Source organism: Paraburkholderia sp. SG-MS1 (assembly GCF_012275575.1).
In the GTDB taxonomy this organism is placed as follows: Bacteria; Pseudomonadota; Gammaproteobacteria; order Burkholderiales; family Burkholderiaceae; genus Paraburkholderia.
The window spans coordinates 63,501-85,654 of sequence record NZ_NPIH01000174.1 but is presented as its reverse complement, the minus strand read 5'-3'; the positions used below and the strand labels follow the sequence as shown (position 1 = coordinate 85,654).

General features: G+C 63.1%; 18 protein-coding genes and 1 pseudogene. 4 read left to right on the top strand and 15 right to left on the bottom strand.

Annotation, left to right across the window (positions count from 1 at the left end):
- Window positions 1–265 (bottom strand): annotated as a pseudogene (locus CIC12_RS13940) (pyridoxamine 5'-phosphate oxidase family protein); the annotation flags it as partial.
- Window positions 266–296: 31 nt separating this feature from the next.
- The gene (locus CIC12_RS13935; protein ID WP_168664680.1) at window positions 297–938 is read right to left on the bottom strand and encodes a glutathione S-transferase family protein; all 642 of its coding nucleotides are present in this window, start codon (window positions 936–938) and stop codon (window positions 297–299) included.
- Window positions 939–1,047: 109 nt separating this feature from the next.
- Between CIC12_RS13935 and CIC12_RS13930 the strand changes: the two genes are divergently transcribed.
- Window positions 1,048–1,956, top strand: coding sequence for a LysR family transcriptional regulator (locus CIC12_RS13930; RefSeq protein ID WP_168664679.1), 909 nt, complete (start codon window positions 1,048–1,050; stop codon window positions 1,954–1,956).
- A gap of 7 nt (window positions 1,957–1,963) precedes the next feature.
- Here the strand turns inward: CIC12_RS13930 and CIC12_RS13925 are convergent, their stop codons facing one another.
- The 3 genes from CIC12_RS13925 to betC form a co-directional block, all read right to left on the bottom strand.
- Entirely contained in the window at window positions 1,964–3,112 is a 1,149-nt protein-coding gene (locus CIC12_RS13925; protein ID WP_168664678.1) for a porin, read from the bottom strand.
- Window positions 3,113–3,319: 207 nt separating this feature from the next.
- Window positions 3,320–4,273 (bottom strand): choline ABC transporter substrate-binding protein, encoded by a 954-nt coding sequence (locus tag CIC12_RS13920; protein WP_238812594.1) that lies wholly within the window; start codon window positions 4,271–4,273, stop codon window positions 3,320–3,322.
- Window positions 4,274–4,307: 34 nt separating this feature from the next.
- The gene (gene betC / locus CIC12_RS13915) at window positions 4,308–5,846 is read right to left on the bottom strand and encodes a choline-sulfatase (protein ID WP_168664677.1); all 1,539 of its coding nucleotides are present in this window, start codon (window positions 5,844–5,846) and stop codon (window positions 4,308–4,310) included.
- A 139-nt stretch (window positions 5,847–5,985) separates the two neighbouring features.
- On the opposite strand from betC, the gene CIC12_RS13910 reads away from it, so the two are divergent.
- Together CIC12_RS13910 and purU are read left to right on the top strand one after the other, a co-directional pair.
- Window positions 5,986–6,900: a choline sulfate utilization transcriptional regulator gene (locus CIC12_RS13910; RefSeq protein ID WP_168664676.1), complete on the top strand. Its 915-nt coding sequence runs from the start codon at window positions 5,986–5,988 to the stop codon at window positions 6,898–6,900.
- Between the two features lie 124 nt (window positions 6,901–7,024).
- The gene (gene purU / locus CIC12_RS13905) at window positions 7,025–7,900 is read left to right on the top strand and encodes a formyltetrahydrofolate deformylase (RefSeq protein ID WP_168664675.1); all 876 of its coding nucleotides are present in this window, start codon (window positions 7,025–7,027) and stop codon (window positions 7,898–7,900) included.
- A gap of 118 nt (window positions 7,901–8,018) precedes the next feature.
- Here the strand turns inward: purU and CIC12_RS13900 are convergent, their stop codons facing one another.
- The 10 genes from CIC12_RS13900 to CIC12_RS13855 all read right to left on the bottom strand — a co-directional run bounded on the left by CIC12_RS13900 (window position 8,019) and on the right by CIC12_RS13855 (window position 20,601).
- The gene (locus tag CIC12_RS13900) at window positions 8,019–8,876 is read right to left on the bottom strand and encodes a glycine betaine ABC transporter substrate-binding protein (RefSeq protein ID WP_168664674.1); all 858 of its coding nucleotides are present in this window, start codon (window positions 8,874–8,876) and stop codon (window positions 8,019–8,021) included.
- Between the two features lie 189 nt (window positions 8,877–9,065).
- A complete protein-coding gene (locus CIC12_RS13895; protein ID WP_168664673.1) occupies window positions 9,066–10,313 on the bottom strand; it encodes an FAD-binding oxidoreductase in 1,248 nt (415 codons plus the stop codon).
- Window positions 10,314–10,346: 33 nt separating this feature from the next.
- Complete coding sequence (locus tag CIC12_RS13890) at window positions 10,347–11,660, bottom strand: aromatic ring-hydroxylating oxygenase subunit alpha (protein ID WP_168664672.1); 1,314 nt, start codon at window positions 11,658–11,660, stop codon at window positions 10,347–10,349.
- 74 nt (window positions 11,661–11,734) lie between these two features.
- Entirely contained in the window at window positions 11,735–12,529 is a 795-nt protein-coding gene (locus CIC12_RS13885) for an electron transfer flavoprotein subunit beta/FixA family protein (RefSeq protein WP_168664671.1), read from the bottom strand.
- Window positions 12,526–13,695 carry an electron transfer flavoprotein subunit alpha/FixB family protein gene (locus tag CIC12_RS13880; protein WP_168664670.1) on the bottom strand — a complete coding sequence of 390 codons (1,170 nt, stop codon included), beginning with the start codon at window positions 13,693–13,695 and terminating at the stop codon, window positions 12,526–12,528. Before CIC12_RS13880 ends, CIC12_RS13885 begins: the two co-directional genes overlap by 4 nt.
- Before the next feature lie 4 nt (window positions 13,696–13,699).
- Entirely contained in the window at window positions 13,700–15,613 is a 1,914-nt protein-coding gene (locus tag CIC12_RS13875; RefSeq protein WP_168664669.1) for a (Fe-S)-binding protein, read from the bottom strand.
- Window positions 15,614–15,615: 2 nt separating this feature from the next.
- The gene (locus tag CIC12_RS13870) at window positions 15,616–17,679 is read right to left on the bottom strand and encodes an oxidoreductase (protein ID WP_168664668.1); all 2,064 of its coding nucleotides are present in this window, start codon (window positions 17,677–17,679) and stop codon (window positions 15,616–15,618) included.
- Window positions 17,680–17,755: 76 nt separating this feature from the next.
- Window positions 17,756–18,292 carry a DUF5943 domain-containing protein gene (locus CIC12_RS13865; RefSeq protein ID WP_168664667.1) on the bottom strand — a complete coding sequence of 179 codons (537 nt, stop codon included), beginning with the start codon at window positions 18,290–18,292 and terminating at the stop codon, window positions 17,756–17,758.
- Between the two features lie 44 nt (window positions 18,293–18,336).
- Window positions 18,337–19,308, bottom strand: coding sequence for a dipeptidase (locus CIC12_RS13860; RefSeq protein ID WP_168664666.1), 972 nt, complete (start codon window positions 19,306–19,308; stop codon window positions 18,337–18,339).
- Between the two features lie 18 nt (window positions 19,309–19,326).
- Window positions 19,327–20,601, bottom strand: coding sequence for a serine hydroxymethyltransferase (locus CIC12_RS13855; RefSeq protein ID WP_168664665.1), 1,275 nt, complete (start codon window positions 20,599–20,601; stop codon window positions 19,327–19,329).
- 459 nt (window positions 20,602–21,060) lie between these two features.
- Here CIC12_RS13855 and CIC12_RS13850 point away from each other — a divergent pair, with 459 nt between their 5' ends.
- Window positions 21,061–22,056 carry a GlxA family transcriptional regulator gene (locus CIC12_RS13850; protein ID WP_168664664.1) on the top strand — a complete coding sequence of 332 codons (996 nt, stop codon included), beginning with the start codon at window positions 21,061–21,063 and terminating at the stop codon, window positions 22,054–22,056.
- The last annotated feature ends 98 nt before the right edge of the window (window positions 22,057–22,154 follow it).

Here is a 22,154-nt window from a genome sequence, read left to right as displayed (position 1 = left end):
TCGCATCCGGCGACGACACGAAACCCGGCTTGCCCGCCCGCAGCGTCGCCCACGGCTGACCGTTCGCATCGACACCGCCGAACACCATGAACGGCTGCTCGGCAAAAAACTGCCGATGCTGCTCCGGCATATAACGCCGAATCGCGCGACGTCCAACCGATTCCGCCTGGCTAGTCACCCCAGCGCGTTGCTGCGCGGCCACTTCGCCCGCGTGGAACGGCGACGCGTCGACACCCCAGCCATTTAGTAGAACAAAAGCGGACATGATCGGCCTCCAGCCAACAGTCAAGCACAGGTCACGCGGCAAGCAGACCCGCCTTCGTCGCCGGCATCGCAATGAAACGCGGCAACGCCTCCACGCGACGCAGCCATGCACGAATGTTCGGATACGCTTGCAGCGAGACACCGCCTTCCGGCGCGTGGGCAATGTAGGTATGCGCGGCGATGTCGGCGATCGTCACATGATGGCCCGCCGCAAAAGCCTTATCAGCCAGTTCCTGTTCAATCACGTCGAACAGTTTGACGGCGATGTTCTTCGCGCTCTGATGATCGGTCGGCGCGCCGAATACCGTCACGAGCCGGGCGGCGCACGGTCCGTACGCAATCTGCCCGGCGGCAAGCGAGAGCCAGCGCTGCACGGCCGCGGCGCCGGGCGGATCGTCCGGCAGCCAGGACCCATCGCCGTAACGCCTCGCCAGATAGACGAGAATCGCATTCGAATCGAACAGCGTGAGCTCGCCGTCCTGAATCGTCGGCACCTGGCCGAACGGGTTCAGCGCGAGATATTCCGGCTTGCGGTTATCGCCGGCCTTCATGTTCAGTTCGACGACTTCGAACGGCAGATCCAGCAGTGACAGAAACAGCTTCACCCGATGCCCATGCCCGGACAGCAGCGTCGTATACAGTCGGATAGGTTGGGCAGGTTTGGCAGCAGGCATGTCCGACTCCGGAGTTCGATGAGGTACGTAGCCAGCATAGACGCGCGCGGTAGCTCGCGGAAGCCTGATAATCCCGGAAACACATTCAATCGAAGATGGACAATCGACCATGGCCGACGTACGTGACGTAAACCTGAATCGTCTCGCGATCTTCGTCGCGGTCGTGGACGCCGGCTCGCTAACCGCTGCCGCCGCGCGCCTGGGACTCGCCAAAACGATGGTCAGCACGCACATGCAGCGGCTCGAAGCGGAAGTGGGCGCAAGTCTGCTGGTGCGCACGACGCGGCGGCTCGGCGTGACGGAAGCAGGCCGCGCGTTCTACGAAGCGAGCGTGAAGATTCTGCGAGCGGCTGAAGAAGCGCTGAACGCAGTCAGCGGAGAGACGGCGCCAGTGCGCGGCACGTTACGCGTCAGTTCGCCGATCGATTACGGCGCACTGGTGGTGGCGCCCGCACTGGTCGAACTGCGTCGCGAACATCCGCAACTCGACGTCGAATTGCTGTGCAGCGACCAATACGTGGACCTGATCGCCGACGATATCGACGTTGCGATTCGCCTGGGTCGGCTGGCGGATTCGAATTACCGGGCAGTGAAACTTGGCAGTTTCGTCAAATGGATCGTCGCGAGTCCGGCGTTCCTCGACACCTGGGGCACACCGCGAACACCGGCCGACCTGGCGGCGTTGCCCTTTTGCGCATTGACGGTGTTACCGCACCCATTGGCGCTCGAATTGCGGCGCGACGACGGCACAACGGACAGCGTGCGATGCGAAAACGCGTTTCTGGTCAACACCGCCGACGCGTGCCGCGCAGCGACACTCGCGGGCGGCGGCTTCGGGTTATTGACGGATTTCTCTATCGGCAATGACATCGAGACGGGACGGCTGATTCGTCTACTGCCGCACTGGGCAGCCGACGCCGCGAGTATCCAGGCCGTTTTCCCGCCCACCAGCCATCCCCCGGCGAAAGTGCGCGCGTTGATCGAAACGCTGAAGCGTCGGCTTGCCGATCCCGCGTAACGCAGTATCAGAACGAATGCCGCATGCCGATCCGCACATCGGCCTGCGTGCGGGAACTCGATGGCGTGAAGCTATAGCCGATGACCGCATTCACGCCGTCCGATGCGCGCAGATAATCGCCGGACAGATAAACGTCGGTGCGTTTGGACAGCAGGTAATGCAGGCCGAGCGAGGCCTGATTCCAGTGATTGCCTTCGAATCGCGTGTGCTGATAGCCACCGTACAGCAATAGCGCGGGGGTGAACGTGTACGCCGCGCCGCCTTCGTAGACCTGCATATGCGAAGTCTGCCCGAAGCCTTTGATGGTCGTGTACGTGAAATTGCCGCTGAGCATCACCTTGCCGATCGTGTAGGCCGCGCCGATCGCCAACGCCCCTTGCCGGTCGACCGGAAAAGACGACGTGCTATACAGATCCGTTATCGCGCCCGTCGCAGGATCGACGGAGACGGTGGGCTGGCCGAGGAAAGTATGCACGCCGAGCATCGCGAATGGATCGAACGCATAGATGCCGTACGGATCGTTCAACTGCGTATAGGCCGCGCCCATGTTGAACGCGTTGTGCTCATAGTGCGCGCCGACACTCCACGCGCTCTTCTCATGGAAATCGCCCGCGGTATTGCCGAACGAGTACATGCCGCCAAACGTCAATCCGGAGAAGTCATTCGAGAGAAACTTGATCGAATTCGGCAGCCGGTCGCCATTCATCCGGTCGAAGTCGCCCTGGTGGATCGCATAGCCGCTCGCCCACGCTGAGATGTTGTACAGATAGACGAACTCTTCTGTCATGTCGAGCTGGTTGCCGAGCGACAGCGTGCCCCAGTTGTTCTTCAACCCCACATACGCCTGCCGTCCGAATTGAGCGCCGCCGAACGCCAGTTGACCATTGCCGAGATGAAAGCCCGATTCGAGCGCGAACACCGCTTGCAAGCCGCCGCCGAGATCTTCAACGCCCTTGAGGCCGATGCGGTTGCCATATGAAATGCCGTCGTCGAATTTGAACTGGTGGGAGCCGCCCGCGTTGCTCACATAGGTAACGCCCGCGTCCAGAATGCCATACAGCGTGACGCTGCTTTGCGCGTGCACGGCAGTGGGCGCGCAGGCGGCGCCGGCCACGATGGCGAGCGCCGACAGAGCCCACGCATTTCTGTTTTTCATATGCTTCTCCCCGCTCTTTGCCTATGTATTTCGCCAGACACAACGACGCATGCCGCGCGCAATCGAGGCACGCGCGGCATTACACGCTGCATCTGCGAACGTTAAATCGGACGAGCCCAAGAATACGGGTTCAGATTCATGACGATTCGCGCGGAAGCGACATGAATCTGTCGCCCGGCGACTTGAGATGCGCCGCGAATATCGCTGCTATTTCACGCCGAGCGCAGTTTGCACCGCTTGCAAACCATTCGCGCCATTGACCGTGCTCACGCCGTCGAGCCATGACTTCAACAGTTCGGGGTGGCGCTTTAACGCCTCGGTTGCAGCAGCGTCGACGCCAGTCTTCTTCTCGTGCACTTCGGTAATCACGCCGTTTTCCAGATCGACATTGAACGTGAGCTGCCTGAACAGACGGCCGAGATTCGGGCATTCACTGGCGTACCCGCTGCGCGTCACCGTATTGACCGTGGCGCCACCGTAGTTCGGTCCAAAGTACTTGTCGCCGCCATCGAGATAGCTCAGCTTGAATTTCGTGTTCATCAGATGCGGCTCCCACGCGAGGAACACGATCCACTTCCTGTCGCGCACCGCGCGTTCGACCTGCGTGAGCATGCCTGTCTCGCTCGATTCGACGAGTTGCCAGCTGCCGAGTCCGAATACCTTGTCACTGACCATCTTCTTGATGTTCTGATTCGCGGGCGCCCCGGGCTCGATGCCATAAATCCTGCTGTCGAATTTGTCCGCATGCTTTGCCAGGTCCGCGAACGAATGGACGCCGGCGGCGGACACGTAATCGGGCACGGCAAGCGTGAACTTCGCGTCGCGCAGATTCGAATGCACGACGTCGATCGATTTTTCATCTTCGAACGGTTTGACCACCGGCGCCTGCGCCGGCATCCAGTTGCCGAGGAAGACGTCGATCTGCCCTTTTTTCAGCCCCTGATAGGTGATCGGCACCGATAGATTCGCGACGCTCTGTTGGTAGCCGAGCGCCTTCAGCAACACGCCCGTCATCGCATTGGTCGCGTCGATGTCGCTCCATCCGGGCCCTGCCATGTTGACGCGCGTACACGATTGAGGCTCTGCGGCCGCCGCGAAGCCAACGCTCGCGCACAGCGCCGCCACACCGAATACCGCCTGTTCAAAGCGCTTTTTCATCATGTTGGCTTCCTGTGGAGAGCGCAAGAAATGATTGTCACCGTGCAACGGCGGGAAAGCGCGCCATCGCTTCGAGCGTGTCGAGATCGATGTGATTGCGCATATAGCGCTGGCTCGCATCGACGAGCGGCTGCCAGTCCCATGACGCGATCGAGCCTTGCGTGGTCGCTGCAAAGTGAAACCGGCGCCGCCGCTGGCTTTGCAGCACCCGGTCGTGCAGCGCCGCGAGGTCCCAGCGCCGGGCGACTTCCTCGCGCAACGCCGCTACCTGTGCCGCGTATTCGCTTCGCGGTGCAAGGTTCTCGCGCTCCAGCGGGTCGGCCTGCACGTCGTAAAGCTGATCCGGATCGGCCGGCGTATGAATGAACTTGAAGCGTCCGCGCCGCACCATCACGATCGGTGCAATGGCGCCTTCCGCCAGATACTCGCCGATTGCCTCGTCGTGAGCGCCGCGCGTGCCGCGCAGATGCGGCACGAGGCTGCGGCCGTCGAGCGAATCGGGCCACGCGGCCGGTGCTTCGCCGCGCGCCAGTTCGACCAGCGTCGGCAGCAGATCGAGGTGCGATACCGACGCCTGCACGCGATGCGCGTCGAACTGCTGCGGCGCATGCACGATCAGCGGCACGCGGCAGCCGCCTTCGAAGAACGTCATCTTGTACCAGAGGCCGCGCTCGCCGAGCATCTCACCATGGTCTGACGTGACGACGATCACGGTGTCTTTCGCGAGCCCGGACTGTTCGAGTGCATCGAGGATCGCCCCGAACTGGTCGTCCACGTAGGCAATCGCGCCGTAATAGGCGCGGCGCGCATGGCGGATCTGCTGCTCGGTGGGCGGCGTGAGATCGGTTTCGCACATGTGGCGCAAGCGCCTCGAGTGGGCGTCGGCTTCGTCGAGCGAATCGCGATGCACTGGCATGTCGATCTCTTCGTCGCGATACATGTCCCAGTACTTTTGCGCAATCGCATACGGATCGTGTGGATGTGTCAGCGAAGCCACCATGCAGAACGGCCGCGTGTCTTTCCCCGCATGACGTTCACGTGCGATGTCGAACAGCTTCTGGCGAGTGGTGAAGGTGACTTCGTCGTCGAAGTCGAGCTGGTTGGTGCGCACGCAGGGCCCCGCATCGATCACCGAACTCATGTTGTGATACCAGGTGTGGCGCGCCTCGCCGTCGTCCCAGTTGGGCGTCCAGCCGAAATCGGCGGGATAAATGTCGGTGGTGAGCCGTTCTTCGAAACCGTGCAACTGGTCCGCGCCGCAAAAATGCATCTTGCCGGACAGCACGGTGCGATAGCCCTCGGCACGCAGATAGTGCGCGAACGTCAGCGTTTGCGACGCAAACTCTGCGGCATTGTCATACGCACCGATCGCGGACGGCAGCTTGCCCGATAGAAACGAAAAACGCGACGGCGCACACAGCGGACTCGCGCAATAGGCGGATTCGAATACGACGCCCTGTTTCGCGAGACGATCGAGATTGGGCGTCTTCGTCACAGAATGTCCATATGCGGCCAGCGCGAACGGGGTCATCTGGTCGGCCATTAGAATCAGAATATTCTTTCCGCTTTCAAGCATGGGACGCGCCTCGAATAGAATTGCAGAAGGTTGATGCAGGCATGGAGTCCAACCGGTGAGCTCGGCACGAGCATCACTATTGCCGGTCAATTCGCCACTGTGAAGACAGCAAATCGTTATGTGCCTATAAGGGGGGCTTATGTCGAGGCAGGATCGCTTGCCGCCAATGCAGGCGTTGACCATGTTCGAATCCGCCGCCCGTCTCGCCAGTTTCAGTGCGGCCGCGCGTGAATTGGGTTCGACGCAACCCGCAGTCAGCCAGCGCGTCGTGCAACTCGAAGAAGCGCTCGGTGCACCGCTCTTCGAGCGCGGCCATCGCGGCGTTACCCTCACTGAAGACGGCGTGCGCCTCTTCGAAGCGGTGCGCAGCGCACTCGACACGATCCGCAGCGCGAGCGCCGACATCCGTGCGCGGCGCTCGCCGCAAACGCTCACGCTGTTGACCGATTTCGGCTTCGCCACCTACTGGCTGATGCCGCGTCTCTCGCAGTTCAAGGCGCTAATGCCCGACGTCGACGTAAAGATCGTCACGTCGCAGAATGTGTTCGATCCTTCGCACGATCAGCCGGACATCGCGATTACCTTCGGCGACCAGCACGCGGACTGGACCGCACGAGGCGCGATCGAGCTTTTCGCCGAACGCGTCACGCCGGTGTGTAGCCCGGCCTTTCGCGCCGCGCATCCGGCAGTAGGCGCGCCAGCCGATCTGCCGAGCCTGCCGCTGCTGCATCTGGAGGCGACCCAGCCGGCGCGCTGGCTGTCGTGGGCCGACTGGTTCGCCGCGCACGGCCTGGACGCACCTGCCGCGCATGGCGGCATCACGTTCAACAGTTTCGCGCTGGTGGCCCATGCGGCGATCATGGGCCAGGGCGTCGCACTGGGCTGGGCGCCGCTCATCGACGAACTGCTCGCAACCGGCCAGCTCGTCGAACTGTTCGACACGCCGGTCGTGACCGAACGCGGTTATCGACTCGTCACGCCACGCGCGGCGACGCCGGCGGTCAACGCATTCCGCCAGTGGCTGCTCGACGAGTGCGAACTCGCCGCGCCATGAGCCCGACGTTCCCGTTCCAGTGGGACGGCGGTTAGCTTCTATCCGCGAGCCCTGCCTGTTTGCTCTACTGCGACGATGGCTGCCGCGCCCCGCGGCGTTGCCCTATCGTTCAAGTGGAGAGCGCATGTCCGCCGATTTCCGTCCCGCTCAACGGGTTCTCACCATCGCGTGTCCGAGCGCCGCGGGTCAGGTCGCCGCCGTCGTCGGCTTTCTCGACCGGCATCACTGTTATATCGACGAACTGACCGTGTTCGACGACGACCTCAGCGAACGCTTCTTCGTACGCTGCGTCTTTCACGGCGTCGCGCACGATGAGGCGCTGCACGTCCCCGTGCTCGAACGGGAGTTCGCCCCGATCGCCGAGCGTTTTCGCATGACATGGGCGATGCACGATGTCGGCACGCGGCCGAAGGTGTTGATCATGGTCTCGAAGCTCGAACACTGCCTCGCCGATCTGCTGTTCCGCTGGCGCATGGGCGAGTTGAAGATGGACATCGTGGGCATCGGCTCGAATCACCGCGATCTCGAACCGCTTGCGCAGCAGCATGGTCTGCCGTTTCACCATCTGCCCATCACCGCCGATACCAAACCGCAGCAGGAGGCGCGTCTGCTCGACCTGTTCGGGGCGTCGGGCGCGGAGTTGATGATTCTCGCGCGCTACATGCAGATTCTGTCGGGCGCAACGAGCCGCGCGCTCGCCGCGCGCGCGATCAACATCCATCACTCGTTCCTGCCCGGCTTCAAAGGCGCGAAGCCTTATCACCAGGCGCACGCGCGCGGCGTCAAACTGATCGGCGCCACGGCACACTTCGTGACCGACGATCTCGACGAAGGCCCGATCATCGAACAGGTGGTCGAGCGTGTCGATCATTCGTATAGCCCGGAGCGGCTGCTTGCCACCGGACGCGACGTCGAATGCATCACGCTCGCGCGAGCCGTCAAGGCGTTCGTCGAGCGGCGGGTGTTCATCAATGGCGATCGGACGGTGGTGCTGCAATAAGGAGAAGTAAACGGAAAACGCCGCTCAAATGAAAAAGCGGCGTTTTTTTGAATCACATCCGTGACGGCATCGCCGTTTCAACCAGGCGGCGATGCGTCCATACGGCGCACACGTTCAATCACTTCACCCAGCTATCCACGCGATCGCCGTGCGCACCGATCCACGCATCGGCGGCGGCGGTCGGCTTCTCGCCATTTTGCGTCGCCAGCATCACACTGTCGATCTCCCCCGGTTTCCATTGGAATTTCTTCAGGAAAGCCACGACCGTCGGCGCCTTTTTCTCGAGTTCCGGATTCACCACGCTGTCCACGTGTTCCGCTTCACCGAACACCTTCTTCGGATCGTCGAGGAATTTCAGCTTGTACTTCGCGAACATCCAGTGCGGCTTCCAGCCGGTCACGATGATCGGCTTGCTCGCCGCTTCCGAGCGCGCCAGTTCGGCGGTCATCGCGCTGCCCGAACTGGGCATCAGCTGATAGTCGAGGCCGTAGGCCTTGATCGCCTCGCTCGTTTTCTGCATCACGCCGGCGCCGGCATCGATGCCGACGATGCGCGAACCGAACTCCGCCTTCTTCGCTTCGAGGTCGCCGACGGTTCTCACATCCGCGTTGTCCGGCACGATCAGGCCGATCTTCGCGTCGTTGAAGTTCGGACCGAGGTCGACCACCTTCTCCTTGAAGTTATTCCAGTAAGCACCATGCGTGACCGGCAGCCATGCGGACAGCGTCGCGTCCAGGTCGCCGCGCGCCACGCCCTGCCACATCACGCCGGCGGCGACCGGCACCAGTTGCACCTGATAGCCGAGGCGCTTTTCGATCACGCGCGCGGCCACGTTAGAGGTCGCGACGCTATCGTCCCAGCCCTCCACGTAACCGATCTTGATGGTCGGCTTCGTATCGGCCGACACGCTCACGCTGCTGGCCGTCAGCGCCGCGCTCAATGCGCTCGCCACGAATATCTTTCTGATCAGTCTCATCGCCATTCTCCCGTTTGCCAGTTGCCGTCGTACGACCCATTGAGCATTTAGAATCGCCAGCCAGAATTGCCGGGTAGCGTTGTTTTGCGACATCCAGTTGTCCGCATGCGACTTCGAGCGCATTTGCGCGCGCTTCTCGTCTTACTTCTCGTCTTACTTCTCGTCTTACTTCTCGTCTTACTTCTCGTCTTACTTCTCGACGACGAGATCGGTAAGTGGTTTGCTGCAGCACAGCAGCACCATGCCCTGATCGATTTCGCGCTGACGGATCCCGCCGGCGTGTTTCATCACGACTTCACCGGATACGAGCTTGACCTTGCAGGTGCCGCACATGCCCTGCGTGCACGACGCAGGCAGCCGTACGCCCGCCTTCTTCGCCGCATCGAGTACATGCTGGTCACTGCCGCATTCGATCTCACGATGGCTTTTGGCAAAGTTCACCTTGAAGCGCGTTTCCGTTTCGACCGGCGCGGGTGCCGGCTCGAAGCCGGCAGCTTCGGCACCCGCTTCGACAAAACACTCCGTCATATCAGACGCGCCCGCATGATGCAACGCATCCGCGATAGGGGCGGTAGTCAGCTGCGCCGCGACTTCGCCCACCGTTTCAAACGAAAAACTTTCCTCGTGATAGTGGCTGCGATCGAAACCGCCCTCGTCCAGCAGCTCGCGCACCGCCTGCATATACGGCGCGGGCCCGCACGTGAAGATCTCGCGCTCCGCAAAGTCCGGTGCAATCAGCTTGAGCAGCGGCAACGTCAGAAAACCGGTCACGCCGGGCCAGTTCGTGCGTGCGCCGACGCGCTCGCACACGAACGCGGTACGGAAATGCGCCTGATTCGACGCGATCAGATCGAGTTCGCGCGCGAAGATGATGTCGTCCGGCGTGCGGGCGCTGTGCACGAACACGATGTCGCTATCCTCGCCGAGTTCGTGATGCGCGCGGCTCATCGACATCAGCGGCGTAATGCCCGAGCCTGCCGACAGAAACAGGAACTTGCGCGCCGGATGGCGCGCGCAGGTGAACTCGCCGGACGGGCCCAGCACGCGAACCTGCATGCCCGGCTGCAGATTGTCGTGCAGCCAGTTCGACACCTTGCCGCCCGGCACGCGCTTGACCGTGATCGAAATCGTATGCGGCCGCGTCGGTGGCGACGAGATCGTATAGCAGCGATTGATCGCTTCGCCGTCGATCTCCAGTTCCAGCGTCAAGAACTGCCCAGGCTCGAACACGAATGCCCGCTCGGACGGCGCGCGGAAAAAAAAACTCTTCACGTCGTGCGTTTCGTCGCGCACCTGGCAGCACACCAGCGTATCGTCGGCGTCGCTATTCCAGCGCGCGGGCAGCGCCTCCCAGAAACGCGGCTGCGTGACACGGCTCGCGGCGCGGGGAATGGGCGGCTTGGTGCCGGGCTGAAACGTCGCCTGATCGCGCATCATGTTTTTCTCCCGCTCCTGTTTGCGGTGTCGCGCTCAGCGCATGAAGGACACGACTTTTTCGCCGTGCGAAACCGGCGCGGCGGCACCGGTGTCATCGGTTTGCGCGGCGTCGCCGTAAGCCGCGAGACGGCCGATGTACCACTCGCAGAACTTCTCGACGAGGCCCTCGGTGAACGGCGAATACGGCCCCGGTTCATACGCGCTACTGGTTGCGCCGCGCTGCGAGTACTCGACGAGCGCGCGGTCCTGATCGTTGGTCGCACGCCAGACCGCGGTCAGGTTGTCGACGTCGTAATCGATGCCCTCGCGTGCATCCTTGTGGACGAGCCACTTGGTACGCACCAGCGTTTTGCCGGCCGAAAGCGGAATCACCGAGAAAGTGACGATGTGGTCGCTCATGAAGTGATGCCACGAATTCGGCTGGGTCCAGAACGACAGGCCGCCCAGATCGGCTTGCTCGAAACCGCCAAGCAGCTTCTTCGAGGCGATCTTTGCGTCGAGCGTCTGCGATTCGCCGTCGCGATCGAGCGGCAAACGTTGCGTGCGAAAACCGGTGACCAGATCCGCGAGCCGCTCGATCTCCGCCGACGGCAACTGCATGGCCTCCCATTGCGCGGTGCGGCGGGCCACGGTTTCATCGAAGGCGGCCATGCCCTCTTCGTTGGCCGGGGTGCGCTGATAGCCGAAGCCGTACTCGTACAGCGAAATCGTCAATTCCGGATGATTCGCGACGCAGTGATAGCACTCGCGATTGTTCTCCATCGTGAGTTTCCAGTTGCCCTCTTCGACGATGTCGATCTGCGCCGCGATCTTGCAGCCGGCCAGATCGTGCGGCCGCAAGTACGGCTCCATCGCGACGCGCATCACGGCAAAGTCGGCGGGCGGCTGCGCGGCGAGGCAAACGAAGATCAGCCCTGCGAGATTCTCGACGTGTACCGCCTTCAGGCTATGCTTGCAGCGGTCGAACTGCTCGCCCATGTGTTCGGCAAACATCAGCTCGCCGTTCAGGCTGTACGTCCAGCTGTGATACGGACACACGATATTGCCGAGCGAGCCTTTGTCGTGATTGCACAGACGCGCGCCGCGATGGCGGCACACGTTGTGAAACGCGCGCACCTGCATGTCGTCGTCACGCACGATCAGAATCGAATCGCGGCCGATCTCCACGGTGATGTAGTCACCCGGTTCCGGCACGTCGGGTTCGACCGCGACCTGAATCCAGTGCTGGCGGAAAATCGCGTCCATGTCGAGCGCGAAGACGGCTTCGCTCGTATAGAACGGCGCTTCCAGCGTGTAATTCCTCTTGCGGCGTTCGATCATCGCGCGAACGTCTGCCGAAACTTTCATTGTGTGCTCCGTTGCAATGTCACGTCTGGCGCCGCGCCAGGCCCTCCTGGACGCATGCTGGCCCGAACCGGAATTCAGTAATCCACAAGTTGATGCTCGCGCAAATACGCGAGAATCACTTGTGCTTTTTCGACGGAACTCCCTTCAATTACGACGCTGCCGCCGCGGCTTTCGGTCGTGGTCGCCGAGAGCATGCGGGCATGGCCCGAGCGCTTTTCGGCGGCGGCGAGACGCACTGGTTTGGCGGTAGCGGGACGGATGGTCCAGGCAAGGTCGTCGGAATTGCCGGCATGCGCATCTGCTGCGGCTTGCGGCACGCTCCGCTCGATCGAGCCTTCGCGCAACCGTGCATACGCGTAAGTCGGCGCGGCATTGGCGAGCGGATGCACCGCGATCAGCGCGGGCAGTCGAACTTCGACGCGCCGGCGCAAACCCTTCGGCATGAATTGCCTGACTTGCGCGCAACGGTCCCGCACGCTCACGTCGACGGCGGCACCGACGAGCGGCATCCCCAACGCGTGAGCAACCCGATACGGCAGCATGCCGCTATCGAACGCGCCTTCCGCGCGCGTGCCAGTCAACACGAGGTCGTAGCCTTGCAGGCGCGCGGCGAGCAGCGTCGCTGCGTCCGCCTGCGCTTGCGCCTGCGCGGCGGCAGTTTCGAGTACCTCGACCGAGCGTGCGCCGAGCGCCAGATACTCCCGCAACGCAGGGCTCGACGGATCGCCCGCGTGCAGCACGTCGAGCGTCGCGCCGTGTACTTTGGTGAGCGATAGCGCGATGCTTAGCGCGGCTGCGTCGTTGCGGCTATAGCGCGCCGTGCCGCTGACCGGATGGCGGCCGACCGAAACCAGCACGGCGATCTTCATGCGAGCACTCCTTCAGCGACAGCGGTCGAATTGAGCAAGGCGGCACCCGTGCCCCGCGCGCTACGTGCCGCGGCCACCGCTTCATTGAGGGCCGCGATGGTTTCGCGCGCATCCGCGATCACGGTCAGATTCGCGCGCTTCGCGATTGGCGCGCTGGCGTCGAGATTCACGGCGATCACGTGCCGGCAATCCTTGATGCCCTGCAGATGCTGCACGGCGCCGGAAATGCCGAACGCGATATAGACGCTCGCCTCGACGGTCTTGCCGGTCGCGCCAATCTGCTTGTCGCGGGTGAACTTGCCGTCGTCCACGGCGACGCGGCTTGCGCCGATTGCCGCGCCCAACGTGGCGGCCAGCCGTTCGAACGCGGGCACGTCGCTTACGCCGTTGCCGGCCGACACGATGAAATCCGCCTCTTCGAGCGCGAGTTGCGCCGCATCGATTTCGTCGACACCGAGATCGCGCACGGCGCTTTTCGACGCCACGGCGTCACCGTCGAAACGCCACACGACCCGCTCGCCTGCCCCGCTGAACGGCAGCTTCGCCTCGACCGCATCAGGCGCGAGCAACACGACGTCGGGCAACGGGCGTGCGGCAAGCGCCGTATTCGCACGGATATAAACGGCCACGTGCGCCGCATCGATCTCGACGACGTGCGTGGCCACGCTCGCGTTCGCGGCCGCGGCATAGCGACGGCCGAGATCGCCGTCGCCGGTCGCATTGTCGGGCAGGAAAACATGCGCCGGTGCATAAGCCGCGACGCACGCGGCCAGTGCGTTCAATTCGTCGAGCGGCGCGAACGTGCGGCGCTCGAACATCGGCAACACGATTAATTTGTCGGCGCCGAGCGCGGCGGCGTCGTGCGTGAATTCGCCGAAAACGAGCAGTACGACTTCCGTGTTCGCATCGGCGATCAATGCCGCGCCGGCCAACGTCTGGCGCGCGTGATCGTCAAGCGCACCACGGTCGGCGTGCGCGGCCACCAGCAGCACGCGTTGCGGCACGGCCGTGGTGCGGCGCGGCTTCGGCTGTTCGCCGTGCGCCGCGAGAGGCACGTTGAATTCCATCGCGCCCGCGACACCGGTTGCGCCGAGCGTGATGCGTTTGAGTCCTTGCGCCGTCACCGTGAACGGGCGGCGCGGATCCATTCGTTTGAGCGTGTTCATCGCGTTACTCCAGCGCCGCAGCAACCAGTTCGGCGACGTCCAGCACTTCCGGACGCGGCCCCACCACGCCTTCGAGCATCGCCGTGCAATTCGGGCAGCCCACCGCGACGATCTCCGCGCCGGTGGCACGCGCATCGTCGATGCGGAGGTCGGGAATACGCCGCTTACCTGGAATGTCGGTCAACGGCGCCCCACCGCCCCCGCCGCAGCAGCGTCCGCGCATGCCGTGACGCTCCATCTCCACGACCTTGATGCCGATGCTTTTCAATAACCGGCGCGGCGCGTCGGTTTCACCGTTATAGCGGCCCAGATAGCACGGGTCGTGATAGGTGATCGTGCGTTGCGCGTATGCGGCGACCGCATGCGGCGAGAGCTTGCCGCTCGCAACCAGCTCGTCGATCAGCGCAGTGTGGTGCTGCACTTCATAGAAGCCGCCCAGCGCGCGATATTCGTTGCGCAAGCTATGCAGCACGTGCGGATCGGCGGTGACGATCTTGCCGAACGAATACTGCGCAAGCGTGCCGATCAGCTTGTGCGCGAGCTGCTGGAAGGTCGCTTCGTCGCCGAGACGCCGGGCCGTGTCGCCGGTATCGGTTTCGACGCCGCCCAGCACCGCGTAGTCGATGCCCGCGCGGTTCAGCACCTTGACCAAAGCACGCAGCGTGCGCTGATAGCGCATGTCGAACGCGCCTTCGCCGGCGATCAACAGAACGTCCACACGACGCCCCGGCTGCGCGACCTGCACCTGCAGATCGACCGCCCAGTCGTAACGCACGCCGATGTCGTAGCCGTTGGCGCTGCCGGTCTCACGCAGATTCGCGAGCGTGAGCGGCCCCTTGCCCGGCACCATGCCTTCGACCAGCGTCTGATTGCGCCGCATATCGACGATCGCGTCGACGTGCTCGATCAGCATCGGGCACTCCTGCACGCAGGCCCGGCAGGTCGTGCAGGACCACAGCGTATCCGCTTCGATCAGGCTCGAAATCAGCGGCTTCGCGGGCGCACCGGCATGCTTGCCGATCGCGATGCCGGGCGTCGGGCTGCCCGCGTAGCCGGCATCGGTGCCTCCGACCATGCCCGTCACCAGGTCCTGAATCAGCTTCTTCGGATTGAGCGGCTGGCCCGCAGCGAACGCGGGACATGCCGCCTCGCATTTGCCGCATTGCACGCATGCATCGAAACTGAGCAACTGGTTCCAGCGAAATTCGACCGGCTTGCCCACGCCGTATTCCTTCGCATCGAGCAGCGGCACTTTCAGTGCAGTGGGCGGCACGACGTCGTTGTCATTGCGCTCGGCAAAGCGCTCCTGGCGCGGATGAAACGCGAGGTGCAGCAGACCGGCTAGCGCATGCTTCATCGGGCCGCCGCGCGCCGCGCCGAACGTCATTGTGAAGGCGCCCGCCGCGATCAGCAGCGCGACGAGTACCGCGAGCGCGCCGGACATGGCCGCCGCCGGCAACCCGATGAAGAGTGCAAGCCCAAGCGCGAACGAGCCGAGCAGCAGCGGCAGCTGATCCCATGGTCCGCGCGAGAGCCGTGCGGGCACCGCCCTCGCGCCATGGCGGCGGCGCCAGACGAACACCGCGCCCACGAGCATCACGAGCGCGGCGACGAAGATCAGTTTGTCGAGCCACGGCGAGTAGATCGCGAGACCATAGTTGACGAATACCAGCGCCATCGCGAGAATCGCTCCGCCCGCGGTGGCCACATGTGTCCTCGCGATATACGGATCGCGCGCCACTGCATGATGCAGATCGACGAAGTAGCGCTTGGGAATCGCCAGCAGATTGGACCAGCCGTAAGCGCCAGCTGCGGTCGCGCGGCCTTCGCGCCAGTACGCCGCGCGTTTGGCGAGCGCAAACGCGAGGCCCGCGAGCGACATCCACAGCAGCACGGTGATGACAAACACGGGGCTCATCGTCAGAAATCCTTGCAAAGGCGCAGCGCGTCGTAAATCGCGCCGTGAATGTTGTGCATTGAAATGCAGTCGCCCACACGGAACAGCAGGAAGCGGCCATTGCCGAGTTCTTCGCTGAGCGATGGCTGCGCCTCGGACGCGAACAGCTTGTGCACGTCGACCTGCCCGCGGTTTAACGACTCCGGCTTGAGCGCCCAGTAAAGCCGGTCGTTCGGCGTGCTGCCGTTTTCGATCACTACCTGATCGACCGCACGCTCTTCCTGCTCCTCGGTGTACTCGTTGCGGATCACGGCGATCTTCTTGCCGTCCTCCTCGTAGACCTTGTCGAGCCAGTAGTTCGGCGTATGGATCACGCCTTGGGCATAGAGACGCCGGTAGAAGATCGGGAACGTGGTGCCGCCGACGTCGTCGGCGACCTTCACGTCCGGCGTTACGATCTCGACGTGGGAACCGCGGCTCGACATGAAATCGGCGACGCCCGCCCCGGCATGCGTGCTGACGCCGTCGTACACGAGCACGTTCCTGCCCGGCTCCACCTTGCCCGCCAGCACGTCCCACGAACTGACCGCGAGGCCTTCGTCGACACCCCACGCCGCCACTTGCGATGTAAATGCCGACCCGCCCGTCGCGAGCACGACGATGTCCGGCTTTTCGGCCATGATGGTTCTCTCGTCGGCCGCGACACCGAGACGCCGGTCGACCCCGAGGCGCTTCGTCTCCATGTCGAACCAGCGCACGATGCCCGCCATCTGCTCACGCTGCGGCGCTTTCGCGGCTAGCATGATCTGGCCGCCCACGTAATCGTTCTTCTCGAACAGCACCACGTCATGGCCGCGCGACCTGGCGACGCGCGCCGCTTCGAGTCCCGCCGGCCCCGCGCCGACCACGACGACCTTGCGCTTCGGGCCGCGCGTCTTCGCGATCACATGCGGCATGGTCGCTTCGCGCGAGGTTGCGGCATTCTGCACGCACAGCACGTCGAGGCCGTTGTACTGGCGATCGATGCAGTAGTTCGCGCCGACGCACTGTTTGATTTCGTCCTCGCGGCCATCACGAATCTTGATGACCATATGCGGATCGGCGATCTGCGCGCGCGTCATGCCGACCAGATCGACCATGCCGCTCGCCAGCAGCCGCTCGGCCTGGCCCGCGTCGCGAATGCTCTGCGCGTGCATCACCGGCACCTTCACGACCGACTTGATGCCGGCCGCGAGATGCACGAACGGCTCGGGCGGCAGCGCCATCGGCGGCATGCAGTTGGCGAGCGTGTTATGCGTGTCAGCGCCGGAGCCGATCACGCCGAGGTAATCGATCAGGCCGGTTTCGCTCATCGCCTGAGCGATTTCCTTCAGTTGTTCGTGATCGAGCCCGTCTTCATGGAACTCGTCGCCGCACATGCGCAAGCCGACGCAGAAGTCCGCGCCTACCGCTGCACGCACCGCCTTCAGCACTTCGGTGCCGAAACGCAGACGGTTTTCGAGCGAGCCGCCCCATTCGTCAGTGCGGAAATTGGTGCGCGGACTCCAGAATTGATCGATCAGATGCTGGTGCGCCGCCGAAATTTCGACGCCGTCCATGCCCGCATCCTTGACGCGTTTCGCGGCCGCCGCGAAATCGTCGATGATGCGGCGAATCTCTTCCACTTCGATAATCTTCGCGTTGCCGCGATGCACCGGCTCGCGCACCCCCGAAGGCGACATGAGATGCGGCCAGTGCTCGCCGTGAAACGCCGAGCGGCGTCCCATGTGCGTGGCCTGAATCATGATTTTTGCGCCGTGCGTGTGCATCGCTTCGGCGAGCCGTGCGAGCGGATCGATGATCCTGTCGGTCGACAGATTCACCGACTTCCACCAGCCTTGCGGGCTGTCGATCGACACCGGGCTCGATCCGCCGCACACCGCAAGCCCGACGCCGCCCTTCGCCTTCTCTTCGTAGTAGCGGATATAACGGTCGCCGGGCAGGCCGCCCGGTTCCGCATAGACTTCCGCGTGCGCCGTGCTGACGATGCGATTGCGCAAGGTCAGCGTGTTCAGCGTGAGAGGCTTGAAAAGGTTCGGGTAACGCATCGCGATCGACCTCGGAATGGATAGGCTTGTTGCGCTTTGCCGTGCTGCTGTTGCTGTGTGCTGCCGTGTGCCGCGCTCAGGACTTCAGCGGCGACACTTCGAACACACAGTGATGGTGGCCTTCGGCCGCGCAGCGCGCTTCTTTCGAATACGAGGGCGGGCCCTTGCGCGCAGCATCGGACGCGGTGTCGTTGACCCAGTCCATCGCGCCTGCGAACCAGCCGGCGAACATGTAGCAGAGCTTGCCGATCTTCTCCGGCTGCGCCAGCACGAACGACGAGTGATGCAATTCGATGCGCGCACGCGAGCTCGACGGATCGGCCTCGGTAATCGTGAAGATGCCCCAGCCGCGCTGCGACAGGCGTTTCAGATAATGTTCGAACACCGCCATGCCGCTGATGCCGTGCTGTTTGGCCTCCTTGTCGCACCAGAAGTAGGCGGACTTGTAGCCCGCTTTGTAGAGAATCTCCGCGTAGGTGTCGAGGCCGAGCGCTTCCTCGACGGCGGTGTGGTTGTTCGTGAAGAAGTGACGCGGCACGTAGAGCATCGGCAGCGCGTCGGTGGTCCAGACGCCGGTGTTCGCGTCGACGTCGATAGGCAGTTGGGGTTGCATGTGGCGGCTCCGCTTGTTTATGTACGATGGATTGGCACACCGGCTCAGACTTTCCAGACCTGGCCGAACACCCGCACCCAGTTTTCGCCCATGATCTTTTTGATGCGCGTCTCGCCCCAGCCTGCGCGCTCCATCGCCGCGGTCAGATTCGGAAATTCGCCGATCGTGCGAATGCCTTCGGGATTCACGACCTTGCCGAAATTCGTCAACTGGCGATAACGGCCCTTGTCGTGCGTGATCCAGTCGAAGAACTCGGTGCTATAGCCTTGCGTGAAGTCCGTGCCGATGCCCACCTGGTCTTCGCCGATCAGATTCACCACGTAGTCGATCGCCTCGATATAGTCGTCGACGGTCGCATCCGGGCCGCGCCTGAGGAACGGCGCGAACATCGTCACGCCGACGAAACCGCCCGCGTCGGCGATCTCCTTCAACTGATCGTCGCTCTTGTTGCGCGGATGCTCCTTGAGCCCCGACGGGCAGCAATGCGAATAGCACACCGGCTTCTTCGAGGCGGCAATCGCTTCGGACGACGTCTTGCCGCCCACGTGCGAAAGATCGACCATGATGCCGACGCGGTTCATCTCCTGAATCACTTCGCGTCCGTAACCGGACAGCCCGCCATCGCGCTCGTAGCAACCGGTGCCCACGAGGTTCTGCGTGTTGTAGCAAAGCTGCACCACGTTCACGCCGAGATCCTTGAACGCTTCGATATAGCCGAGGTTGTCCTCGAACGCATGCGCGTTCTGGAATCCGAAGATGATGCCGGTCTTGTTCTCCTTCTTCGCGCGCAAGATGTCGTCGGTGGTGCGCACGAGCGTGAGAATCTCGCCGTACTCGCGAATCTGCTGCTTCATCCCGGCGATGTTGTCGACGGTCTTCTGAAAACTCTCCCAGACCGACACCGTGCAGTTCACCGCGGTCACGCCGCCTTTTCTCATATCCTCGAACACCGAGCGCTCGAACTTCGAAATGTTCAGACCGTCGATGATGATGCTGTTCTCGTGCAACGTACTCATCGTTTGCTCCAGGCGTTCTCAGTAAATGGGGAAGCGCTCGCACAGCGCGAAAATCTCGCGGCGCACGCGTTGTTCGGTGGCGGCGTCGCCTTCGGGTTGCTCGCGTAACGCGTCGAGCATATCGACGATCAGCCGCCCGATGTCGCGAAACTCGCTCACGCCGAAGCCGCGTGTGGTGCCCGCCGGCGTGCCGAGGCGAATGCCTGACGTGATCGTCGGCTTCTCGGTATCGAACGGAATGCCGTTCTTGTTGCAGGTGATGCCCGCGCGCTCCAGCGCCTGTTCGACCTGATCGCCCTTGAGACCCTTGGGCCGCAGATCGACCAGCAGCAGATGGTTATCGGTGCCGCCCGTGACCAGATCGACGCCGCCCGCCTTCAGCACTTCGCCGAGCGCTTGCGCATTCGCGAGCACGTTGTCGATATACGTCTTGAACCCGGGCTCCAGCGCCTCGCCGAACGCGACCGCCTTGCCGGCGATCACGTGCATGAGCGGGCCGCCCTGCAAGCCGGGGAACACCGCCGAGTTGATCTTCTTCGCGATCTCCTCGTCATTCGTCAGCACAAAGCCGCCGCGCGGACCGCGCAAGGTCTTGTGCGTGGTCGAGGTCACCACATGCGCATGCTCGACGGGGTTCGCGTGACGCCCCGCCGCGATCACACCGGCGATATGCGCCATATCGACCATCAGCTTCGCTCCGGCGCCGTCGGCAATCGCACGCAGCCGGGCGAAATCCAGCGCACGCGGATAAGCGGAAAAGCCGGCGATCAGCAAGGTGGGCTTGTGCTGTTGCGCGAGTTCCTCGATCTGCTCGTAATCGATCAGCATCGTGTCGCGATCCACGCCGTATTGCACCGCGTTGAACCACTTGCCCGAGAGTGCCGGCTTCGCGCCATGGGTCAGATGGCCGCCCGCGTCGAGCGACATGCCGAGCACCGTGTCGCCCGGCCTCGTCAGCGCCAGCATCACCGCGCCGTTCGCCTGCGCGCCCGAATGCGGCTGCACGTTGGCATACTTCGCGTCGAACAACTGCTTGAGGCGATCGAGCGCCAGTGTCTCGATCACGTCTGCGTATTCGCAACCGCCGTAGTAACGCTTGCCCGGATACCCTTCCGCATACTTGTTGGTCAGCACCGAGCCTTGCGCTTCGAGAACTGCGCGCGACACGATGTTTTCCGACGCGATCAGTTCGACTTGCGACTGCTGACGCTCGAGCTCTTTCAGTACGGCGCCGCGCACGGCCTTATCGCGCGTGGCCAGCGAGTCTTCGAAAAAAGGATTCGGGTTTGGCATGGAGGGTCCGTGGGATCGTTGACCGAGCGCCGGCGGCGGCGCTTGCGCAGTGCCGCCACCGGTCTGTATTGCGTCTATTCTTGACGCTCGGGCAGCGCGCCAATTTACGAATTCAGACGCGTTCTTTGCCTTTTCCGCCATGCGCGTCCTTTTTCCACAAGTCGGCGTGCGCGCGCCGCGCAAAGCCCTGTCACTTTCCCCGGCATCGTCGCCTGGCAAGCGCTTAAAAAATGCGACGCCTTTTGCTGCACTGCGGTTGATCGTCGTGCGCCGTTCGAGTGCAACGGCGTCGATGACGGCGCCGTTGTGGGGCCCATTTGTTTAGCTATCCGAGCTTCCTGATGCCAACCAGGGGTTTAGCCTGATGGCACGGTAGTTGCACTCGTACTCAAAATTGCATGAGTCGCCGCTCCCCACGGCGACGCGACATTACACAGATTCGAAGGAATCACTCCTCCCATGTCCACCGATCGCACGGCGTCGTTGTCGCACTTCGCATTCATGCCGGTTTCCAACTTCACCATGATCGCGTTCACCAACGCAATCGAAGTGCTGCGCATGGCGAACTACCTGACGGGGCAGACGCTTTACCGCTGGTCGATCGTGAGCCCGGAAGGCGGGCCGGTTACCGCGAGCAACGGTCTGTCGGTCGACACCGGGCCGGTCGAATGCGTCGGCCAGCCGGATATCGTGTTCGTGGTCGGCGGCATCGACGTGCAGCGCGCCACCACGCCTGCTCATTTGTCCGCCTTGCGCCGCTTCGCGCGCATGGGCAGCGTGCTCGGCAGCCTGTGCACCGGCACTTATGCGCTCGCGCGCGCCGGCTTGCTGGCCGGTTATGCATGCGCGATTCATTGGGAGAACATGTCGGCGCTGAAGGAGGAGTTTCCCGATACGCGCTTTCTGAAAGAGCTATTCGTCATCGATCGCGATCGCGTCACCTGCACGGGCGGCGTCGCGCCGCTCGACATGATGCTGAACCTGATCGCGCCGCGTGTGGGCACCGCACGCGTCACGCAGATCGCCGAGCAGTTCATCGTCGAACATGTGCGCGACACCAGCGCGCAACAGAAGATGCCGCTCGTCGCGCGGCTCGGCTCGGCCAACAAGTCGCTGTTCGAAGTGATCTCGCTGATGGAGAACAACATCGAAGAGCCGCTCTCGCGCGAAGAACTCGCGCGTCTTGCGGGCATGTCGCAACGGCAATTGCAGCGCCTGTTCCGGGAGCATCTCGGAATGACGCCCACCCATTACTATCTGACGCTGCGCTTGCGGCGCGCCCGCGAGCTGCTGCTGCAAACGGATATGTCGATCATGCACATCACGATGGCTTGCGGCTTCCAGTCCGCCTGCCACTTCTCGAAGAGCTATCGCGACGCGTTCGGCACCGCCCCGACGCGCGAGCGGCGCAAGCAGGCCCCTTCGCTGGCCACGGTGCCTGTGATGGCCGCCTGAAGCATCGGGTCGCGCTGGGCATACTCGACTTCACTTTGCATCAGCGCCGTTCATCACCGAAAAAACAAACGCGCTGAACGGAAAACCGCTCAGCGCGT

Coding starts and splice junctions, on each gene's coding strand:
- CIC12_RS13935 (WP_168664680.1), bottom strand. CDS start 938: ATGCCTGCTGCCAAACCTGCCCAACCTATCCGACTGTATACGACGCTG.
- CIC12_RS13930 (WP_168664679.1), top strand. CDS start 1,048: ATGGCCGACGTACGTGACGTAAACCTGAATCGTCTCGCGATCTTCGTC.
- CIC12_RS13925 (WP_168664678.1), bottom strand. CDS start 3,112: ATGAAAAACAGAAATGCGTGGGCTCTGTCGGCGCTCGCCATCGTGGCC.
- CIC12_RS13920 (WP_238812594.1), bottom strand. CDS start 4,273: ATGATGAAAAAGCGCTTTGAACAGGCGGTATTCGGTGTGGCGGCGCTG.
- betC (WP_168664677.1), bottom strand. CDS start 5,846: ATGCTTGAAAGCGGAAAGAATATTCTGATTCTAATGGCCGACCAGATG.
- CIC12_RS13910 (WP_168664676.1), top strand. CDS start 5,986: ATGTCGAGGCAGGATCGCTTGCCGCCAATGCAGGCGTTGACCATGTTC.
- purU (WP_168664675.1), top strand. CDS start 7,025: ATGTCCGCCGATTTCCGTCCCGCTCAACGGGTTCTCACCATCGCGTGT.
- CIC12_RS13900 (WP_168664674.1), bottom strand. CDS start 8,876: ATGAGACTGATCAGAAAGATATTCGTGGCGAGCGCATTGAGCGCGGCG.
- CIC12_RS13895 (WP_168664673.1), bottom strand. CDS start 10,313: ATGATGCGCGATCAGGCGACGTTTCAGCCCGGCACCAAGCCGCCCATT.
- CIC12_RS13890 (WP_168664672.1), bottom strand. CDS start 11,660: ATGAAAGTTTCGGCAGACGTTCGCGCGATGATCGAACGCCGCAAGAGG.
- CIC12_RS13885 (WP_168664671.1), bottom strand. CDS start 12,529: ATGAAGATCGCCGTGCTGGTTTCGGTCGGCCGCCATCCGGTCAGCGGC.
- CIC12_RS13880 (WP_168664670.1), bottom strand. CDS start 13,695: ATGAACACGCTCAAACGAATGGATCCGCGCCGCCCGTTCACGGTGACG.
- CIC12_RS13875 (WP_168664669.1), bottom strand. CDS start 15,613: ATGAGCCCCGTGTTTGTCATCACCGTGCTGCTGTGGATGTCGCTCGCG.
- CIC12_RS13870 (WP_168664668.1), bottom strand. CDS start 17,679: ATGCGTTACCCGAACCTTTTCAAGCCTCTCACGCTGAACACGCTGACC.
- CIC12_RS13865 (WP_168664667.1), bottom strand. CDS start 18,292: ATGCAACCCCAACTGCCTATCGACGTCGACGCGAACACCGGCGTCTGG.
- CIC12_RS13860 (WP_168664666.1), bottom strand. CDS start 19,308: ATGAGTACGTTGCACGAGAACAGCATCATCATCGACGGTCTGAACATT.
- CIC12_RS13855 (WP_168664665.1), bottom strand. CDS start 20,601: ATGCCAAACCCGAATCCTTTTTTCGAAGACTCGCTGGCCACGCGCGAT.
- CIC12_RS13850 (WP_168664664.1), top strand. CDS start 21,061: ATGTCCACCGATCGCACGGCGTCGTTGTCGCACTTCGCATTCATGCCG.